This is a genomic window from Aminobacter sp. HY435, from assembly GCF_027568395.1.
GTDB lineage: Bacteria > Pseudomonadota > Alphaproteobacteria > Rhizobiales > Rhizobiaceae > Aminobacter.
Window position 1 is genome coordinate 272,206 of the sequence record NZ_JANKZL010000007.1, and the last position, 18,671, is coordinate 290,876.

Here is an 18,671-nt window from a genome sequence, read left to right on the forward strand (position 1 = left end):
TGTTTGATCGTTGGTGTGGCGAACCGGGCGGCGCGAAGCCGCCCGGCCTATTGCTCAGCTGATGTCGAAAGTGATCGTCTTGACGTCGGTGACTTCGCGCAGCGTATGCTTGCCGCCGAGGCGGCCCAGCCCGCTGGCCTTGCCCGAAGCGCCGCCAAACGGCAGGTGCAGTTCCCAGTAGCAACTTGCGCTGTTGATGTTGACGAGACCCGCACGCAGTTTCTCGCCGAATGAAAAGGCACGGCTGAGATCGCGGGTGAACACGCTGGCGGCAAGTCCGTGCGATGAAGCGTTGGCCGTGTCGAGCAGGTCGGCGTCGTCAGCGCAGACCACCAGGGGTGCTACTGGTCCGAAGGTCTCGGATGTGTTGAGCAGGGCATGGCGGTCTACGCGTCCCATGACGGTGGGGTGGTACAGCAGACCCGCCCCTTTCTTTCCACCGGTGAGGATGTCGGCGCCGCGGGACAATCCGTCTGCCACATGTTGTTCGACCTTGGCGAGCACCTGGGGGTTGTTCAGCGGACCCATTGTCGTTTCGGCGAGAAGCGGATCGCCAAGGCGGATCGCCTCGGCAATGCCGGCGATGCGGGCGGCCAGGGCGTCGTGGTTCTTTTCGGTGACGAGGATGCGGCCTGTGGCGGCGCAGACCTGCCCGGCATTGAAGAAGCTGCCGAAGGCGGCAGCCTGTGCGGCGCGATCCAGATCTGCATCATCGAGCACGACGACGGGTCCGTTGCCGCCGAGCTCCAGCAGCATCGGCTTGCCGGCTCCACGCCTTGCGATGGCGTTTCCGGTCTGCGGGCTGCCGGTGAAGCCGATGCCATGCGTGCCGGGATTGGCGACGATCTCGTCACCGACAACCGCACCTGGGCCGAGGACAAGGTTTACCGCCCCGTCGGGGAGACCAGCTTCGGCGATGCATTCCATCAGCTTGACGGCACAAAGCGACGTCGTCGGGGCGGGCACCCACACCACCGCGTTGCCTGCCGCTAGGCAGGGCGCGAGATACTCGACGGGAATGTTGATCGGGAAGTTCCAGGGCGTGACGATCGCGTAGACGCCACGTGCCTGACGGAAGCTGATGGCGCGCTTGCCGGGTGTCTCGACCGGGATGAACTCGCCTTCGAGCCACTTGATGAGTTCACCAGCCTCCCGGAATCCGGTGGCGGCGGCATCGACTTCGCCATAGGCCTCTGACGCCAGCGGCTTGCCTTGCTCGAGTGCGAGCGTGAGGGCCAGTTCGTCGCGGCGCTTCTCGATGATATCGGCGACGCGGTTGCAGAGGCGTGACCGATCCCATGCCGACATTCGGGATAGCGCATTGAAACCGGCTTCCGCTGCCTTGATCGCATCTTGGGCGTCGCTGCGGTCACCCTCGGCAAGCACTGCCAGCAGCTTGCCGTCGTAAGGCGACCTCGCCTCGAACGTCTTGCCGCTGTGTGAGGGCGTCCACTTGCCCGCTATGAAATGGTGCGCCTGAACTACGCTGTGTTCCATCGTCGTTGTTCCGCTTGGATTCTTACTGGGATTGCATGGGATGGCTGCCGCCCGCCGGGTCGATCTGACGGCCCTTCACGATGAGGCGATCGCACACCAGCCTTGTGGAAACGTCGAGGCCTTCACCGGCCGCGTCCCTGAAGGTCCAGGGTTCATCCCGCCATTTCAGCACGGCAACATTGGCTTCGTCGCCGACAGCGATACGGCCGAGGTCAGGACGGCCGATCACCTTTGCAGGGTTGGCGCTGCCGGCAGCCAGGGCCGTCGTCTGGTCGACGCCGAGTGCGATCATCTTGTTGATCGTGGTCAGAAGATCGAAGGCAGGGCCGTTCACCGAAAGCGAATGGATGTCCGAGCTGATCAGGTCAGGCACGAAGCCTTCGGCCAGCATCTCGCGGCAGACGCGGAAGGAGAAACCACCCATGCCATGGCCGATGTCGAAATGGACGCCGTTCTCGCGTGCGCGCCATACGGCCTCGCGGACGCGGCCATTTTCGGTCGCCGCATTGGGATCCGGCCGGCAGCAATGCGTGATGATGTCACCGGGCCGCAGCCGTTGCAGGACTTCCTCGATGGTGGGAGGGTCAAGGTCGACGTGGCACATCACCGGCAGGTTCAGGCGCTCGGCCACCTCAAGTGCCACCTCGAGCGCTGCGCCGCCGTTTTCGCCGGAAGCTTTCCGGCCGGCACGCACCTTGATACCGACGATTTGCTCCGGATAGGCTTGCGCGGCTTCGATGCAGCTCTCGGCGTCGACCAGGCGCATGTCGCAGCATTCGCCGACCATCACGCGCTTGGAAAAGCCGAAGATTCCCGGAAACGAGATGTTGAGAAAGGCAAATGCGTGGAAGGGCAGCGGTTCGAAGATGAAGGTTTTCAGGCCTTCGAAGTTTCCTGCCCCGGCCGAACCGGCGTCGACGAAGGTTCCGGTCGCGGACCGATGCGCAACCAGCTCGGGGCGGACCCCCAGGGAGGTGGCGCCCCAGTAGATATGTGTGTGGATGTCGGTCAGCGCCGGCAGAACGATTGCTTCTCGCGCGTCGACAACGATATCTTCCGGGCGCGACAAGCCGGCGCCGATCGCCACGATGCGACCGTCAGCGATAGCGACATCGGCAATTGCGCCCGGTGCGCCGCCGAAGGCCAGGACGTGGCCGCCTTGTAGAACTGTTCGTCGTGCCATTGGCGAGCTCGTCTCCGGTGAGGGCCCTGTGCAGCGCCTGTTGCGCTCGGGCCGTTCAAGATGGGGTAGTGATCTGCGCAGCAAAAAAGCACATACTGACTGGTCAGTCAATATTGACAATGACACCATTTTCATTCCAGATGGCTGCGTCATTCGACATCTACAGCACCATTTGGGAGGTTCTTATGGGCAAGAAGTTTTTGGCCGCGCTGATCGTCAGCACGGCCACTGCAGCGGCGTTGCTGCACTCTGGCAGCGCTTGGGCCAAGGAAACAGTTCGGGTCCGCGTCGCGGAATACAGCACGAAGACCGGTCCGTTTTTCCAGGATCTGGCGGCAAAGTTCAACGCGGCGAATCCCGAAATCGAGGTCAAGGTCGAGCACCTGCCCTGGCCTGAAATGCAGCAGCAGCTGGTGAGTGACATCTCAGCTGGTACCGCGCCTGACATCTCGCATATGGCGACTCGCTGGATGGCGGGCTTTGCCAAGGACGGGGCGCTGGCGCCGATCGAAGGCCTGATGTCGCCCGACTTTGCCGACACCTTCGTGCCGACCTATCTCGACCTCCAGAAGCAGGACGGCCATACATGGGGCCTGCCGATTGCCGCGTCGGCACGCGGCCTGTTCTACAACAAGAAGCTCTTCGAGAAGGCTGGCATCGCGAATCCGCCGGCAACCTGGGACGAAGCGTTCGAGGCAGCCAAGAAGATCGACGCGCTGGGCGATGAAGTGTACGGCATCGGCGTCCAGGGTCGAGACCTGGATACCGAGGGCTATTGGTTCTACAGCCTCTGGACCCATGGCGGCAGCATTCTCGGACCTGACGGCAAGAGCGGTTTCGCTTCGCCTGAGGCCGTGACGGCAACCAACAATTACCTGCGCATGATCAAGGCGAATGTCACGCAGCCGGGGGTAAACGGCGCCAGCCGCGAAGACCTGCAGAATCTCTTCGCCGCCGGAAAGATGGGCATGGTCCTGTCGGGCCCCTGGTTTAATGCGCAACTCGCCGAGCAGGGCAAGGATGTCGAATACGGCATCAGCCGCATCCCTGTCGCCACGACTGAGGCGACCTACGGCGTCACCGACACGATCGCCGTCCTGGAATCCTCGAAGGTGAAGCCCCAGGCTATGAAGTTCCTGGAGTTCATCTTCAACAAGGAAAACAGGCTTGAGTTCGGCAAGCTCGAAGGATTCGTGCCGGTCCTGAAGGCGGAATCGACCGAGCCCTTCTTCACCGAGAATCCGAAGATGTCGGTGTTCCTGGAAATGGGATCGATGGCCAAGTTCGCACCTCTGTTCCCGCGCTGGGAAGAGATGGCGGACGGCCTCAAGTCCGAACTGTCCAGGATCTACGCAGGCGAGGTTTCGGCTGAGGAAGGCTTGAAGCAGGCGGCCGCGAAGATGGACGCGATTCTTGCCGAAGAAGAATAGGCCCTGAAATCATCGCCTGCGGGCAATCCCACTCTACTCAGGTGGCGTGACGACCACGCCACCTCTCTTCCTTAAAGGTCAAGCGCGCATGCGGGCAATTGAGAAGACCGCTCCAGGACGGGGCGTTAACGCGGGCCGGCCGAGCAAGACGGGGCTACCGGGTCCGGCCTTCGCGCTGATCCTGATTGCGCCTTGTCTGCTGCTTTCGGTCGCCGTGATCGGCTATCCGATATTCGACGTGATCCGCATGTCGCTCTTTGACGTAAGCCGCACCGGCGTTGTCCGCGAGTTTGCTGGCCTTGCCAACTTTGCCAAGGCGTTCGCCGACCCGGTTTTCCTGCAGGCTGCGCGCCAGACCCTTGTCTGGACGGTCGCCGTCGTGGGCGGAACCCTGCTGATCTCGGTGCCGATTGCTTTGATCCTCAACGAGGATTTCTACGGCCGGACAATTGCCCGAACGATCGTGCTGCTGCCGTGGGCCATCTCGCTGGCGATGACGGCGGTGGTCTGGCGCTATGTCGTCAATGGTGATTTCGGCACGCTCAACATGACCTTGGCCGCACTTGGCCTGCCGTTCGAGAATTATCCGTGGTTGGCCGACGCCAGGATGGCGTTCCTACTTGAGATACTGGTCGGAATTTTGGTGTCGGTGCCGTTCACCGTGACGATCCTCCTCGGCGGGCTGACGTCCATCCCGGAGTCCCTGTATGAGGCCTCCGCCATCGACGGCGCGTCGTCGACCAGGAGCTTTTACTACATCACGATGCCGCTGCTTTGGCCGTTCATGCAGATCGCGCTCGTCCTCAACGTCATCTATGTTTTCAATTCCTTCCCGATCATCTGGATCATGACCAATGGCGGTCCCGCCAACCGGACCGACATTCTGATTACCTATGTCTACAAGCAGGCCTTCGCCTTCGGAAAGCTTGGCAACGCAGCAGCCGGTTCCGTGGTCATGTTCGCGATGCTGCTGGTCTTTGCCGTCGTCTATCTGTTTCTGACAAAAGCGCAGGGGGCGCGCAACGATGTCTAAGGCGAAGAAAAGTCTCGTTTGCTGGGCGCTGCTTTCGCCCTTCCTCGTGGTCGTACTTTTTCCCTACGCGACGATGCTGTCGACGTCGCTGAAGCAGAAGGACGAGATATTCACCTTCCATCGGACATGGCTGCCGCGCGAGTTCTATCTGGGCAATTTTGCCGAACTCATCTTCGAGAAGGGGTTTGGACGGGCATTGGCAAATTCACTTGCCATCAGCGTCGGGGCTACCGTTTTGTCCCTCGCCGTGGCGATACCGGCCGCCTATGCGCTCACCCGGATGCGGGTTCCCGCCAAGGGCGCGCTGACCAACTACCTGCTCATCACCCAGATGATCTCGCCGATCGTACTGATCATTGGCCTGTTCCGGATGTTTGCCTATTTCGGCCTGGTCAACAGCCTGCTGTCGGTCATCATCGCGCACAGCGCCTTCTTCATGGCGTTTGCCGTGTGGATGCTGCAGAGCTATTTCGCGACCATTCCGAAGGATCTCGAAGAGGCCGCGTGGATCGACGGCGCCGGCCGGTTCAGTGCCTTCGTCCGCGTCTTCCTGCCGTTGTGCCTTCCCGGAATTGTCGTCACGGCAATCTTCACCTTCGTCAATTCCTGGAACGAATACGCAATGTCGCTGACGCTGTTGCGCCAGGTCAGCCAGCAGACCGCGCCGGTCCAGATCGCGTTCCTGACAGGCACTCTCTATCAAATTGAATGGCATCTCATCATGGCCGCGACGTTACTTGCGTCGGTGCCTGTCGCAATCGTCTTCGCAACCATCCAGCGCTACCTCATTGGGGGAATGGCGCTTGGTGGGGTCAAGTAGGAGGAGCTGAGTGGCTTCGATCAATCTCACCAATATTCGCAAGCAATATGGCTCGGTCACGATCATCGACGACGTCAGTATCGCAATCGAGGATCGCGAATTCGTCGTCCTGGTCGGTCCGTCCGGATGCGGCAAGTCCACGCTCCTGCGGATGATCGCAGGGCTGGAATCGATCTCGGGAGGCACCATTGCCATTGATGGCGAGGTCGTTAACGACGTTGGGCCGCAGCGGCGTGATCTCGCGATGGTGTTTCAGACCTATGCGCTCTATCCGCATATGACGACCGCGCAGAACATCGGCTTTCCCCTGAAGCTGCGCGGCGCCAGCCAGGACGATATTGGTCGTTCTGTCGCCGAAGTCGCCAACACGCTGCATCTCGACGCCCTTCTTGACCGCCAACCGCGTGCCCTTTCCGGGGGACAGCGTCAGCGCGTCGCGATGGGCAGGGCGATGGTACGGGAGCCGCGGGCTTTCCTTTTCGACGAACCGCTGAGCAATCTCGACGCGAAACTAAGGCATCACATGCGCATCGAGCTGCGCCAATTGCACAAGCAGCTGGGCGCCACGTCGATCTATGTCACGCACGACCAGATCGAGGCGATGACCATGGCCGACCGGATCGTGGTGATGAACCGCGGCAAGGTCGAGCAGGTGGGCACGCCGCTTGAACTCTTCGACAAGCCGGCAAATGTCTTCGTCGCTGGGTTCCTCGGTTCGCCGACGATCAACCTGGGCAGCGCAACGCTTTCGGCCGGAGACGGATCAGCCACGCTCGAATTCCATGCCGGCTCTGGTCCGATCGACCTTGCCAACGTCCCGCCGTCGGCTCACAAGGAGGTTGTGGCTGGGGTGCGTCCGCAACACCTGGAAGTTGTTTCTCCGGAGGGCGCCGGGCTCACCGGAACGGTTGATCTCGTCGAACATACCGGGTGTGAAACGAACGTCATTCTTTCAGTTGGATCCGAGAAGTGGACGGTCCAGTCCCGGACCCGCCAGCATCTCGTGCAAGGAGAGCGTGTCGGGCTCGCCTTCGACCCGACCAACCTCCACCTCTTCGCAGCCGAAACCAAGGAGCGTATCCAATGGTAGCAACGCGTAATCGAGGCTCTGGCAGCGAAGCAAAGCCGGCTGAGGGAAGAAAGCGCGACCCCGAGCGCACCAGGCTCGTGATCATCGAGGCAGCTCGCGAGGAATTTGCCGAGAACGGCTACGACGGCGCCCGCACGGACCGGATCGCCACTCGCACGGGCATGAGCAAGGGTGTTCTCTATCACTACTTCAGTTCGAAGGATGATCTTTTCGTAGCAGTCCTGGAAGATATCTATCAGGAGCTTCGCTCGCAGAACGAGGCCCTGGTTCTGGACGAGTTCGAACCGGAAGCCGGCATCCGCGAACTCATCGCGCACACATACCGGTACTTCGTCGATCATCCCGAATTCATCGTGCTGGTGAATTCCGAAAACCTGATGAAGGCCCAGCATCTCGAGCAATCGGCGAGCATCCGCAACATGTTCACGCCGCTATCGCGGCGCCTGAGCGAGCTGATCAGCCGCGGTCAGGAGCAGGGCATTTTCCGGTCGAATGTCGATGTCGTCGAACTCTACATCTCGATCGTCGGCCTGGGCTATTTCTTCCTGGCCAATCGCTGGACCCTCGGCGTGGTCTTCAATCGCGATCTGCTGGGGCAGGGTGCGGAAGAGGTACGTCTCCAGCATATGACCGAAATGGTTCTCGACTATCTGCGCAACGTCAAATCCTTGGACGGAAAAGAATGACCGAAACGCCCCTGATGCTGCCGGAAGCCGGGCCGCTGCGCTGGCGCGACGTCGTCGAAACACCCGCGGTGCTGATCGACCTGGATGTCGTCGAACGGAACATCACGCGCTGCCAGGAGCAGTGTGACAAGCTCGGCGTCACAGTCCGGCCCCACATCAAGACGCACAAATTGCCGCTACTGGCGTACGCCCAATTGGCGGCGGGGGCGGTCGGCGTGACGGCGCAGAAGATCGGCGAAGCCGAGGTAATGGCCGATGCCGGGATCGACGACATCCTCATTTCCTACAACATTGTCGGCGATCGCAAGCTTGGGCGGCTCAGGCGTCTCGCCGAGCGGTGCCACCTTTCGGTGGTTGCCGATAGTGCCGAAGTCGTTGATGGCCTTGCGCGTGCATTCGCGGACGGGAAAAGTGAACTCGGCGTCCTGGTGGAATGCGACACCGGCATGCAGCGGTGCGGCGTCCTGACGCCGGAGGATGCGCTCGAACTGGCAAGGCAGATCTCCAGCTCCCCAGGCTTGCGTTTCGCTGGCGTGATGACCTACCCGGCTCCCGGCCAGGGCAATGCGGCCGGCGAATGGCTGGAGCGTGTTGCTTGCCTCATTCGTTCCGCGGGGATCGAAGCTGAAGTCGTGTCGAGCGGCGGAACCCCCGACCTCTATGCAATGAAGCATCACGCCAGCCTGACCGAGTACAGGCCGGGCAGCTACATCTACAATGATCGCTCGCTTGTCACTTCAGGTGCTTGCGGGCCAGAGGATTGCGCGCTGACGGTGCTGACCACCGTCATCAGTTCGCCCGCGCGCGGCCGCGCGATCATCGATGCCGGCACAAAGGTCCTGACGTCCGATCTCTTCGGCATGAGCGGCCATGGCCTGGTTCTGGACCGCCCCGACAGCTCGGTCATTTCGCTCAACGAAGAGCACGGACGGATCGAATATGGCGGCGAGCAGATGCCTTCGGTGGGGGAATTCCTGCGCATCATCCCCAACCATGCCTGTGTCGTCAGCAACATGGTCGATTGCGTGCATCTCGTCAGGGGAGAGTATTACGTCCGGGCCGAGCCGGTGGCAGCGCGCGGCCGGATCACCTGAGTTCGCTGGACGGAACCGGTCTGCGTCCCGGTTGAGTGGGCCACTATTGAGGGATGTGGCCCACGTTTTCTTGTAGTTGAGACGGAGCGAGCGTCACGGAGACTGCTCGCTCCGCTCGGCAATCATGCCATTGACGGAACACTTGTGGCCTTGGACAAGGCGGCGAAGTTGTCGCGTATGTAGGTCGCGGACCGTAAGGCCAGCGCGGATATCGTCGGCGTCGGATTCACGGTGCCGCCGGTTGCAAGGACGCTCCCGTCGATGATGAACAGGTTGGGCACCTCCCAACTCTGGTTCCAGCCGTTCACCACGGAGGTTTCCGGATCCTTGCCCATCCGGCATGTGCCCAGCATATGCCAGGCGGGCGTCCGGTAGACCCCATTTTCGTCGCGGTAATCCTGCAGGCGATACTCGACGGCATCGCATGCCTGCGCGAGATCCTTCAGCCGATCCAGCATGTAGTTCATCATGCGCTTGTCGTTCTCACCGGGCGCGTAATGCAGCCTGGCTCCGGGCATTCCGTCCGAATCCGTCCTGATGTCCAGCGTGACGCGATTTTCGGGATTGGGAAGATCATCGCCGATGGCAAAGACCCCGATGGAATGGCCGAAATGATTTTCGAACCATCGATGGTGCCCGGATCCCCAGGGCGCGCGGGCCGACGAGAACCATCCGGCTGCCAACTCCCCGGCAGAGGGGGTTGAAGTGATGCAGTTGAGGTTGAAGCCGTTGACGAAGCCGCGCGACAGGTCGGTTTCCGCGAATTCGCGACTGATCAGCGAGGCGGCATAGCCGATGTGGCCGTCGACCGGGCGGTCGACCCACATTTCGGACGCCACCAGCGTGTGGTGCAGCAGGTTGCGGCCGACCTGGTCGTTGCCGTTGGCCAGGTTGTCGGAGGCCAGCAGGAGGCGCGGCGTGCCAACGCCGTTGGCCGCCACGACAACAATCCGCGCCTTCTGGAACAGGACCTGGCCGGAGTTGCGATCTTTGTAGTAGGCACCGGTTGCGCGGCCATCCGCTCCCTTCTCGATCTTGAGGACGCGGGCATGGGTTCGCAGTTCACACCCCGCACGCAATGCCTTGGGCCAGATCGATGTCGCGTATTCGTTCATTGAGCTGCGCGGGCAGCCATTGCAAACGCCGCAGTTGTTGCAGGCAGGGCGGTCGTCATAGTCTTCGGAGATGACTGATGCCTCGACGGGCCACCAGTGCCAATCAAGTCTGTCAAAACCGGCCGAAAGCCGCCGGGCGACGTCGGATACAGGCAGCGGTCGGGTTGGGCAGCGCTCTCGCGGTGGCATTGCCGGGTCGCCGGCCAGCCCCGAGACGCCTACGACCTGATCCGCAAGCTCATAGAAGGGGGAGACGTCCTCATAGGTGATGGGCCAGTCGGGCTGAAGGCCGTGTTCGGTGCCCTTCCTGAAGTCCGACGGGCGGTAGCGGGGCCATAGCCCGCCATAAGCGTTGGTCGACCCGCCAACGGCGTTCCACATCAGGACCTGCGATGAGTTGGACTCGACAGGAAAATCGTCGGCGTGGTCGCGTTTGTTGACGTCGGGGTTCCATCTGGTGCGTCTCTGCCAAGACCAGTCCGCATGTCCGTGCGGCCGATCGTCAGCCTTTACCCAGGATCCTTGCTCCAGGCAGACCACATCGAGCCCGGCCTGCGCGAAGACGAGCGCGGCGAGCGACCCTGTCGCACCGGCGCCGACGATCAGCACGTCGCAGATACGCTGCCGGCTCATCGCTCCATCCCCCAACGTTCGGTTGTTGCTGAACCAAGGTCGATCGACGACACGTCCAGGGGCACGACGTCTTCGGTCCGCAGATAGCGTCCGCGGCCGTGGGTCGGCGTATCGTGTTCAAGGTCAAAGGCCGGCATCGGGTATCCGTCTGCATGGGGGAATGTGGAGTATGGTCGACCCCCGGCCCTGATCGCCTCCACTACGCCCGGCATCTCGTAATAGGCGAGTACCGCTGCGGTGTAGATTTTCTCGAACAAGACAGGGTTTGCAGCTTCAAACTGTCGGACAGCCGAGATGCGGCGTTCCGAAGCGGCGTTCAGCAGGCCGTCCGAGCCACAATCGAGCGCTAAAGCCAATTGTTCGATGGCGCTGGAGGGTTGATCGCCAAACAGGCGCAACATCACCACGCCGTGGACGCCGACCTCGGAGGCTGAGGGCCAGCGACCGTCGCCTGGAACAAGCTCATCCACCAGGTGCCTAAGTATGGTCTCGTTCGCAATGGGCAAGGTATTTGGCTGCATTCTGAGACCTTTGCTTGCTGTGGCCGTGCAATCGTCGGGGCGTGGTTGTACCAGGAAGGAAAGCGCGCAAATCGTAGGGTCGATAGGTCAATGTGAAATGGAAGGAGCACCGACCCGACGGCTCGTGTGGCTCCACATTACGCAGACTGACTGGTCAGTCAATAATTTTGTAGATGTCTTGCGTTGATGGTACCGGCATACGACAGCGCTGGTTCCGGCAGGCGCTCACCGACGGGGGTATCACCTGGCTTTTCCGCTTGATCCGGCGAGAATCGCGGTCGCGGGCCACGCCCTGGACCTCGTGGACCGCGAACAACAGTCCCGAACTGAGGCCGTTGAGTTCTGGAACCGCGTTTCTTGGCAGGGGCGCGCAAGACGACCTAGCCGCCGCCCGAGTTCCGAATTATGACCCGAAAAAATGTTCCGCTTGCGAACATCGCTTCAGCTAAGTAGCTGTTTTTGTTGATGAAGGGAGTAATGGCTGGGGAACCTGGATTCCCAGCCAAATAAACACCGCATCCCAGCTAGACATTTGATCTTGCTGAGAAAATCGTTCTTTCGAAGTGGCCTTGCCACAATTTGTGCATCACCTGTGTGCCCAGATCTGCGGGCGACGTCAAGCACCCACTGCTGCTCTTGGCGATGTCCTGTCCTGCGACGCTTGGCAAAGTTTACCTCCGTTGGACGGCGGAGTATTTTTGGCGCAATTGTCGCATCTCAGTATGCCGCATGCACCTGCTGCGGAGCTTGGCATGCCGGTCCCGCAGCGCACTCGATAAGCCACACATATCCGCAAAATTTGTCGGAACGCGGTCGTATCACTCGCGTTTGTTCCGTTGGCTCGCAGATCAGCCCATCTGGACTTGGACAAAAATCCCCAGGATTGCGGATAGTGCAAAGGAGGAAATTGCCTTCCGTGAGGTCTCGTGGAACCCGAGCGGAGAGAAGCATAGTGAACCAAAGCGGCAGCCCTGCGTGGGATCCGAAATATGAATGGAAGGCCGTGGCGCTGCTGGCGTGCGGCTTTGCTCTGGTTGGCGTTGATCGTTTTATGATCATGCCGCTGTTTCCGGTGATGATGAAGGATTTGGATCTTGATTACCAGGATCTCGGCCACATCACTGGAGTTCTGGCCGTTACGTGGGGCATTTCGGCGATATTCATGGGAAACCTGTCGGACCGGATCGGGCATCGACGGGTCATCATTCCGGCGCTGATCATCTTTTCACTGTTGGCCGGATTGAGCGGCGCGGCGACAGGGGTCTTCAGCCTGATGCTGATCCGCAGGCTGATGGGATTTGCAGAAGGTGCGTATACGCCAGCCAGTATCGTTGCGACGCTCGAAGCGTCAAAGCCGAGCCGCCACGGACTGAACATCGGGCTTCAACAGACGGCCTTCCCGTTGTTCGGACTCGGTGTCGCGCCGATCGTGGTCACGCAGTTGCTCGGCGTGGTGGATTGGCACTGGATATTCGCCATGGTGTCCTTGCCAGGGTTGATCGTAGCCTTCCTGATGTACAGGGTGCTGCGTGACACCAAGCCATCGGTTGCAGCAAGCCATACGTCGGTCGCCGACGTGTCAGATCACAAATGGTCGGATGTCTTGCGCTACCACAACATTCCCCGCAACATCGTGACCATGTTGTGCTGGCTCACGTGCCTGATCGTCCTGAGCGCACTGTTTCCGAGCTACCTCACCGACTATCTCCACCTCAACATCACGCAGATGGGATTTGTGCTCTCGGCCATCGGTTTCGGTGGAATGTTCGGGACATTCCTGATGCCGACGCTTTCGGATCGTCTCGGCCGCAAGCCCGTTGTTGTCATAGCCAGCATCGGTGCAGTGGGCGCGATGTGGATGCTGATGTCCACCGGGCCGGACGCAATGCAGCTCTTCATCTGGCTCCTGGTCACCTTGTTTTTCTTTGGATTGATCGCGATGACGACAGGCCCGCTGAGCGTGGAGGCGGTGCCGGCGAAGCTGATGTCCAGCGCATCGGGAATAGTTATTGGTGTCGGTGAAGTATTTGGCGGCGGGATTGCGCCTGCCATCGCTGGCTACGTCGCCCAGCACTACGGCATCCAGTACGTCATGCATCTTGCGTTGGGTGCATTGGTGCTCGGGGCGTTGGTTGTCTTGTCCCTACGCGAGACATCGCCCCTCCATGTCCGGCATGGAGGAGAGGCCGCAAAGGTGCTCCGCAACTGAGCCGACCACTCGGCGGAGGCCCAGATATGTACAAGGTTGCTGAGATAACTGGATAGCTCGGCTACCGCGTCATCTTCAAACTGACTGTCATTCGAGGTCGCGGTCGGCGGTAAAGGCAAGTTGGCAATGCGCCGGATCTGCCCATCCCACCGTTCGCGATCTCAGTCTCCTTCCGACACTTGGCGGAAAAGGCTCTAGTCAAATACGGGAGGTAGAATGTCTACGGTTGTCGTAGTTGGAAATCCAAAACCAGGATCGCGGACAGCACATGCCGCAACGTTGCTTGCGACGGCGCTGACCGGACACCAGCCGGACCAGATCATCGATGTCGTCGAATTGGGGGCCGGCCTGTTGGGGTGGGAGGATCCGGGTGTCACAAGGGCCGTGCAGGCCACCTCAAACGCTGAACTGGTCATAGTGGCAAGTCCAACCTTCAAGGCTACTTACAGCGGCCTGTTGAAGCTCTTCCTCGACCAGTTCGCCACAGGTGACGGCCTGCGTGGCGTTGTCGCCGTGCCGCTGATGCTCGGCGCTGGACCTGCCCATGGCATGGCACCTGATCTGCTCCTTAAGCCGTTGCTTGTCGAACTGAGGGCAACATGCCCGGCACCAGGCCTGTATCTTTCGGACAAGACCTACGAAGACGGTATCCAGATTGGGAAGTATGCCGAGGCTTGGGGGCATGTACTGTCCAATGCGGTCCTTGGGTGGAGGGCACGATGATGTCTCGCTATCTCGAAACCAATCTAACTCCTGATCCGCCCTTCCAACCCCTTCAAGGAACTGACGAAGAGATCAAACTGCTCAAACGTGCGTATGGCTGCTTTCCATCTGGAGTGGTCGCGGTAAGCGCGGTTTGCAACAACGAGCCGATTTGCCTGGTGGCAAGCAGCTTCGTCGCCGTCTCGATCGACCCGCCCTTGGTCGCCTTCTGCGTACAATGGACCTCGCAGACATGGGCCTCTCTCAAGGATTTGCCGCGGGTCGGGATTAGCGTTCTCGGCGATCGTCACAATGAGAGTGTCCGCCGTCTCGCCTCCAGAGCGGAAGACAAATTCGATCAGCTCGGCCTTTCGTACAGTCCGGAAGGCGCCGTTTTTGTCGATGGCGCCACGGCCTGGCTCGACTGCGCCATTGAGGCAGTGGTGCCCGCCGGGGACCACGGCATCGTCTTGTTGCGGGTCGATGCTCTGACCATCCGCCCGCAGGAGGAACCACTCGTCTTCCATGGAAGCGCGTTTCGCAGCCTGCAGAAAGTGCCTTCCGACAGCTAGGCCCACGCTACAAGAACACCGAAGTCTCCCCGTGTCCTCCCAGGACATGTCTCGCCGCCTGACGCTTCTGCATCGGGCGGCGTTTTTGTTGCGTTCGCAGGGCATGAACTCGTCAGGAAGCGCTGCCTTGATGGCGCACTTCGAACAGGCCGAACATTCTTGGACAGAACGAGATGGAAAACCGGATAGGCCGCTTCAGGGGACTGCGCTCAAATGCGGCCATGCTTAACCCGGTCAACGCAGACATGAGCAGTCGACCGGAAACTCGGAGGATCGGAATGAGCGCGCGTCACATCAAGTCCGTAGCAACGGAATGGGAGTGGGAGAAGGACATGCCGCCGGCTCCGGCCGTACGCGCGGGCAATACCCTGTATCTCTCCGGGCAGATCGCTCTTGGTGCGAACGGCGAAGTCGTGGGGGAAGGCGACGTGATCGCTCAGGCCAGGCAGTGCTTCGAGAACATCAAGGCGATCCTCAAGCGAGAGGGCGCTGCGACGTCCGATATCGTGAAGATGACCACCTACTATGCCTGTCCGCTCACCACGGACGTGACCAAGGAATACTGGAAAGTCCGTGCCGAGTATTTCGGTGACTACCGACCTGCCAGCACCGGTGTTGCGGTCAACGCGCTGATCTTCCGCCCTGCGGGCAAAGACGCCGGCTGGCGAAGCCGCCAGTTCCCGTGAACATGGTTATGGTCGAGGGAGAACGATGTCCGCGCAGAGACTTGTCAGTTACTGCGAAAAGAGCCCCGACAAGGCGTACCGGTTTCTGGAAAGCTTCTGCGGCCAGCACGCTTTCCGTGTGCTGGCGCCAGACAAGTTCAATTTCAGCTTTCAGGGAAGTGTGACCTCCGCGGGCAACGGCTCGTTCGGTCACCTGCAATACAACTCAAACGTTTCCGTTCAGCTGAACAGCGACTACGAAAACTATAGTCTCAGTCTACCGCTTAAGGGCAGGCAGACTGTCGTTGCTGGCAAACACGAGAGCCATTTTTCCGACGGGCGTGCCTTCATCCTGTCGCCCGGCCAACAAGGTTCGATCGAGGTGAGCGAAGGCTGTCGCTTCCTTCTCGTTACCATTCATCGCAGCACGGTCGAGCTCGAGCTGCGCCGTCTGCTTGGCAGCAAGAGAGGCAAGTTGCCAGTCTTTGCCCTTGAAATGACTGGCATGGGCGGATTGTCTGCCTCCTGGTGGCGCAGCGTCCGAGTTTACCTGCGAGAGCTGGCCCGGGATCAGAGTATTTTCACCCTGCCAGGGATCGGACCCGAGCTCGAGCGAGGGCTGATCCGCTCTCTCTTGCTTACGCAAGACAGTAACATGAAGGACCAGATCGACCAGGCGGTGTCGACGGCTCTTCCTCCCTCCATTGAGAGGGCGAAGGCGTTCGTCGAACAGAACTATGCCGAACCCCTCACTCTTGGTCACTTGCAGCGCGCGGCAGGTCTAAATGCCTCGCGTCTCGGTACGCAGTTCAGAGAGCACGTTGGACAATCACCCATGGGGTATCTCAAGCAGATCCGCCTTGAGCGGGCTCGGGAGTTGTTGATGTGTCCGGGTCCAGTTCGGAAGATCTCTACGGTCGTGCTGGACGTTGGTTTCAACCACTTCGGTCGGTTCTCGATCGACTACAAAGAAGCCTTTGGCGAAAGCCCGAAGGAGACAGTCGCACGAGCCCTGATCGACAGACCCGTCCGTTGAAATGGCCGCCTTTCCCAATCGAAAATCCACCTTTGCGCGGTAAGATCCCGCTTTGGGTCCCTAATCTCTTGGGGCATCTCCGAGTGGATAAATACTCAATGAAAACTGGATAGTCAGTCGATTTGTTCATGCAGCATAGTCGTGAATACGCCCTCGAATACCTATCAGCTAAATCAAAAAGAGTGGAACGTATCATGACAAAGAAGATCGAAGCGGGAGTGTTTCTGCCGACGGTGAGACACGGCTGGGTTCACTCCGCCAATGCTCCGTATAGCCCCGGCTCTTACAAGCACGCCCTTGAGGTGGCACGCCTTGCTGAGTTTCTCGGCTTTGACTTTGTGCTCAGCCCCCAGAACTGGCGCGGCGCGCAGGGCCCAACCCGCTTCTGGGGCGACACGGTGGAGTCGATCGCCGCGACCGGCGGCCTGCTCCAGGCGACAGACCGCATCAAGGTCTGGTGCACCACCCACACCAACGTCTATCCGCCCGCGGCCATCGCCAAGATCGTGGCCTCGCTGTCGGAGATCGGGGAGGGGCGCGTCGGCATGAACATCGTCACCGGCGGACATCAATCGAGCTTCTATCCGCTCGGGCTGTGGGACGACACGCTCTCACATGACGACCGCTATGACGTCGCCGACGAGTGGATCAAGGTCGTCAAGAAATTCTGGACCGAGGAACGGGTGAACCATGAAGGCCGCTTCTTCAAGATGGACGACGGCATTTTGAGCCCGCGGCCGTCCAAGATGCCGACGCTGGTCAATGCCGGTGCGTCGACGCGGGGGCTGCGATTTGCGGTTGCCAATTGCGACGTCGCGTTCCTCATGAGCGGCTCCGAGTCCGGTTTCGAAAACTCGGCGAAACAGGCCAAATCGATCGCCCAGGAACTGAACAAGCCCGACTTCAAGGTCTATGGCCTGATGACGCTCATCCCGGGCGAAACCGACGCCGAGGCGCAGGCCCTGATGGATCACCTCGAGGCGGGCGTCGATCTCGAAGGTCTTGCCGATCTCGCTCGCGGTTACGAGAAAAACGTCAAGGGCTTCAAGGAGATGAGCAGCTCGTCTCTGGCGCCGCTCGGCGGCGCGCAATATCGATCGGTGATGCCGGGAGCGTTCATCGGCTCCTACGGGACGCTCGCCCGCAAGATCGCGACGCAGGTTCAGAACGCCGACCTCGATGGCATTCTGCTGGTCGTGCCCGATTACATCAGCCACCTGAACCAGATCGGCAGGCGTACCCTGCCGCTGCTTGCCGAATACGGGATCGAGTGCAGCGTCGGCGCCAACTCCAAAGCTGGCTAGCCAAGACCTGGTTGCCGAAGTCTCGATTGGCAGATGCAGACGGATGGTTTTCCCCGATAATTAGGCTAGAGCGGCGAGCGTTCTGATTGAATCGAATGGGATTCCTGAGAACTGGATTTCGTGATTCACTTCGGTTGGAGGTGATTTGCGATGACCCGTTCCTATTCGCTTGATCTTCGTGAGCGTGTTGCGCGGTTTGTGGAATGCGGCGGGTCGTGCCATGCGGCTGCGGCGCATTTCGGAGTTTCGGTATCGTTCGCCGTGAAGCTGATGGCGGCGTTTCGGCGGACTGGCAGCCTCGAGGCGAAGCCGGAGGGCGGCTGGCGCTATTCCAAGCTCGATCCGTACCGGGACTTCCTGATGCGCCGGGTGGCCGAGACAGACGACATCACCATGCCGGAGCTGGCGGCCGAACTGGCCGGGCGGGGCACGGTGGTGGCGCCGTCGTCGATCTCGCGCTGGCTGATCCGCAACGGCTACCGCTTCAAAAAAAACGCTACTGGCCAGCGAGCAGGACCGCCCCGACGTCGCCGCCGCGCGCCAGGAGTGGGCCGCCCGCCAGCCAAGGATGCGGCTTGAACCCCATCGCCTGGTGTTCATCGACGAGACCGGAACCACTACAAAGATGACGCGTCTGCGCGGCAGATGTCCCAAGGGCCAGCGGCTGCGCTCCAAGGCGCCGTTCGGGCACTGGAAGACCCAGACCTTCATCGCCGCCCTCAGATGCTTCGGCCTGACCGCCCCCTTCGTCGTCGACAGGCCGATGAACCGGCGCATCTTCGAGGCCTATGTCGAGACCCAACTCGCACCGACACTGTTGAAAGGCGACGTCGTCATCCTCGATAACCTCTCCGCCCACAAGAGCCCAAAGGCAGAGGCGGCCATCAAGGCCCGCGGTGCATGGATGCTGTTCCTGCCGCCTTACAGCCCCGATCTCAATCCGATCGAGATGGCCTTCTCCAAGTTGAAGTCCCAGCTCAGGGCACGCGCCATTCGAACCATCGACGGCCTTTGGCAGGCGATCGGCGACATCTGCACACTCTACCCGCCAACCGAATGCCAGAACTACTTCAAAGCCGCC

17 protein-coding genes are annotated in these 18,671 nt (G+C 60.6%); 13 read left to right on the forward strand and 4 right to left on the reverse strand.

All coding sequences use genetic code 11. The annotated features are described in order from the left end of the window. Window positions 1–54 precede the first annotated feature (54 nt). Window positions 55–1,497, reverse strand: coding sequence for an aldehyde dehydrogenase family protein (locus PCJ21_RS12615; RefSeq protein WP_269931750.1), 1,443 nt, complete (start codon window positions 1,495–1,497; stop codon window positions 55–57). Window positions 1,498–1,519: 22 nt separating this feature from the next. Continuing rightward, entirely contained in the window at window positions 1,520–2,680 is a 1,161-nt protein-coding gene (locus PCJ21_RS12620; RefSeq protein ID WP_269931751.1) for an amidohydrolase/deacetylase family metallohydrolase, read from the reverse strand. On the opposite strand from PCJ21_RS12620, the gene PCJ21_RS12625 reads away from it, so the two are divergent. The 6 genes from PCJ21_RS12625 to PCJ21_RS12650 all read left to right on the forward strand — a co-directional run bounded on the left by PCJ21_RS12625 (window position 2,626) and on the right by PCJ21_RS12650 (window position 8,833). Further along, the gene (locus PCJ21_RS12625) at window positions 2,626–4,110 is read left to right on the forward strand and encodes an ABC transporter substrate-binding protein (RefSeq protein ID WP_269931778.1); all 1,485 of its coding nucleotides are present in this window, start codon (window positions 2,626–2,628) and stop codon (window positions 4,108–4,110) included. The genes PCJ21_RS12620 and PCJ21_RS12625 overlap by 55 nt on opposite strands. Window positions 4,111–4,198: 88 nt before the next feature. After that, a complete protein-coding gene (locus tag PCJ21_RS12630; protein WP_269931752.1) occupies window positions 4,199–5,143 on the forward strand; it encodes a carbohydrate ABC transporter permease in 945 nt (314 codons plus the stop codon). After that, window positions 5,136–5,963 carry a carbohydrate ABC transporter permease gene (locus PCJ21_RS12635; protein ID WP_269931753.1) on the forward strand — a complete coding sequence of 276 codons (828 nt, stop codon included), beginning with the start codon at window positions 5,136–5,138 and terminating at the stop codon, window positions 5,961–5,963. Before PCJ21_RS12630 ends, PCJ21_RS12635 begins: the two co-directional genes overlap by 8 nt. A gap of 10 nt (window positions 5,964–5,973) precedes the next feature. Then, window positions 5,974–7,053, forward strand: coding sequence for an ABC transporter ATP-binding protein (locus tag PCJ21_RS12640; RefSeq protein WP_269931754.1), 1,080 nt, complete (start codon window positions 5,974–5,976; stop codon window positions 7,051–7,053). Then, window positions 7,047–7,739, forward strand: coding sequence for a TetR/AcrR family transcriptional regulator (locus PCJ21_RS12645; RefSeq protein WP_269931755.1), 693 nt, complete (start codon window positions 7,047–7,049; stop codon window positions 7,737–7,739). The genes PCJ21_RS12640 and PCJ21_RS12645 overlap by 7 nt, the downstream gene beginning before the upstream one ends. 14 nt (window positions 7,740–7,753) lie before the next feature. Next, window positions 7,754–8,833: a D-TA family PLP-dependent enzyme gene (locus PCJ21_RS12650; protein WP_269931756.1), complete on the forward strand. Its 1,080-nt coding sequence runs from the start codon at window positions 7,754–7,756 to the stop codon at window positions 8,831–8,833. 122 nt (window positions 8,834–8,955) lie between these two features. Here the strand turns inward: PCJ21_RS12650 and PCJ21_RS12655 are convergent, their stop codons facing one another. Both PCJ21_RS12655 and PCJ21_RS12660 read right to left on the reverse strand, forming a co-directional pair. Beyond that, window positions 8,956–10,557: a GMC family oxidoreductase gene (locus PCJ21_RS12655; protein ID WP_269931757.1), complete on the reverse strand. Its 1,602-nt coding sequence runs from the start codon at window positions 10,555–10,557 to the stop codon at window positions 8,956–8,958. 20 nt (window positions 10,558–10,577) lie between these two features. After that, window positions 10,578–11,102 (reverse strand): hypothetical protein, encoded by a 525-nt coding sequence (locus tag PCJ21_RS12660; RefSeq protein ID WP_269931758.1) that lies wholly within the window; start codon window positions 11,100–11,102, stop codon window positions 10,578–10,580. 952 nt (window positions 11,103–12,054) lie between these two features. Here PCJ21_RS12660 and PCJ21_RS12665 point away from each other — a divergent pair. The 7 genes from PCJ21_RS12665 to PCJ21_RS12695 all read left to right on the forward strand — a co-directional run. Next, on the forward strand, window positions 12,055–13,311 hold the full coding sequence (locus PCJ21_RS12665; RefSeq protein ID WP_269931759.1) for an MFS transporter: 1,257 nt from the start codon (window positions 12,055–12,057) through the stop codon (window positions 13,309–13,311). A 216-nt stretch (window positions 13,312–13,527) separates the two neighbouring features. Next, window positions 13,528–14,034 carry an NADPH-dependent FMN reductase gene (locus tag PCJ21_RS12670; protein WP_269931760.1) on the forward strand — a complete coding sequence of 169 codons (507 nt, stop codon included), beginning with the start codon at window positions 13,528–13,530 and terminating at the stop codon, window positions 14,032–14,034. Then, the gene (locus tag PCJ21_RS12675) at window positions 14,031–14,585 is read left to right on the forward strand and encodes a flavin reductase family protein (protein WP_269931761.1); all 555 of its coding nucleotides are present in this window, start codon (window positions 14,031–14,033) and stop codon (window positions 14,583–14,585) included. Before PCJ21_RS12670 ends, PCJ21_RS12675 begins: the two co-directional genes overlap by 4 nt. A gap of 278 nt (window positions 14,586–14,863) precedes the next feature. After that, window positions 14,864–15,271 (forward strand): RidA family protein, encoded by a 408-nt coding sequence (locus PCJ21_RS12680; RefSeq protein WP_269931762.1) that lies wholly within the window; start codon window positions 14,864–14,866, stop codon window positions 15,269–15,271. 25 nt (window positions 15,272–15,296) lie between these two features. Continuing rightward, a complete protein-coding gene (locus tag PCJ21_RS12685) occupies window positions 15,297–16,286 on the forward strand; it encodes an AraC family transcriptional regulator (RefSeq protein ID WP_269931763.1) in 990 nt (329 codons plus the stop codon). A 128-nt stretch (window positions 16,287–16,414) separates the two neighbouring features. Next, window positions 16,415–17,590: an LLM class flavin-dependent oxidoreductase gene (locus PCJ21_RS12690; protein WP_269931779.1), complete on the forward strand. Its 1,176-nt coding sequence runs from the start codon at window positions 16,415–16,417 to the stop codon at window positions 17,588–17,590. Between the two features lie 150 nt (window positions 17,591–17,740). After that, window positions 17,741–18,671, forward strand: a protein-coding gene (locus PCJ21_RS12695; RefSeq protein ID WP_442866007.1) for an IS630 family transposase whose coding sequence is annotated in 2 segments (ribosomal slippage) — window positions 17,741–18,057 and window positions 18,056–18,671 — 933 coding nt annotated over the 2 segments. Because the reading frame shifts where the segments join, the coding sequence is not laid out codon by codon here. This gene is flagged as partial in the annotation.

Excerpts from the sequence above, each read along its gene's own strand:
- PCJ21_RS12645 (WP_269931755.1), top strand. The coding sequence starts at position 7,047 with ATGGTAGCAACGCGTAATCGAGGCTCTGGCAGCGAAGCAAAGCCGGCT.
- PCJ21_RS12620 (WP_269931751.1), bottom strand. The coding sequence starts at position 2,680 with ATGGCACGACGAACAGTTCTACAAGGCGGCCACGTCCTGGCCTTCGGC.
- PCJ21_RS12685 (WP_269931763.1), top strand. The coding sequence starts at position 15,297 with ATGTCCGCGCAGAGACTTGTCAGTTACTGCGAAAAGAGCCCCGACAAG.
- PCJ21_RS12680 (WP_269931762.1), top strand. The coding sequence starts at position 14,864 with ATGAGCGCGCGTCACATCAAGTCCGTAGCAACGGAATGGGAGTGGGAG.
- PCJ21_RS12630 (WP_269931752.1), top strand. The coding sequence starts at position 4,199 with ATGCGGGCAATTGAGAAGACCGCTCCAGGACGGGGCGTTAACGCGGGC.
- PCJ21_RS12670 (WP_269931760.1), top strand. The coding sequence starts at position 13,528 with ATGTCTACGGTTGTCGTAGTTGGAAATCCAAAACCAGGATCGCGGACA.
- PCJ21_RS12635 (WP_269931753.1), top strand. The coding sequence starts at position 5,136 with ATGTCTAAGGCGAAGAAAAGTCTCGTTTGCTGGGCGCTGCTTTCGCCC.
- PCJ21_RS12650 (WP_269931756.1), top strand. The coding sequence starts at position 7,754 with ATGCTGCCGGAAGCCGGGCCGCTGCGCTGGCGCGACGTCGTCGAAACA.
- PCJ21_RS12675 (WP_269931761.1), top strand. The coding sequence starts at position 14,031 with ATGATGTCTCGCTATCTCGAAACCAATCTAACTCCTGATCCGCCCTTC.
- PCJ21_RS12615 (WP_269931750.1), bottom strand. The coding sequence starts at position 1,497 with ATGGAACACAGCGTAGTTCAGGCGCACCATTTCATAGCGGGCAAGTGG.
- PCJ21_RS12690 (WP_269931779.1), top strand. The coding sequence starts at position 16,415 with ATGCAGCATAGTCGTGAATACGCCCTCGAATACCTATCAGCTAAATCA.
- PCJ21_RS12660 (WP_269931758.1), bottom strand. The coding sequence starts at position 11,102 with ATGCAGCCAAATACCTTGCCCATTGCGAACGAGACCATACTTAGGCAC.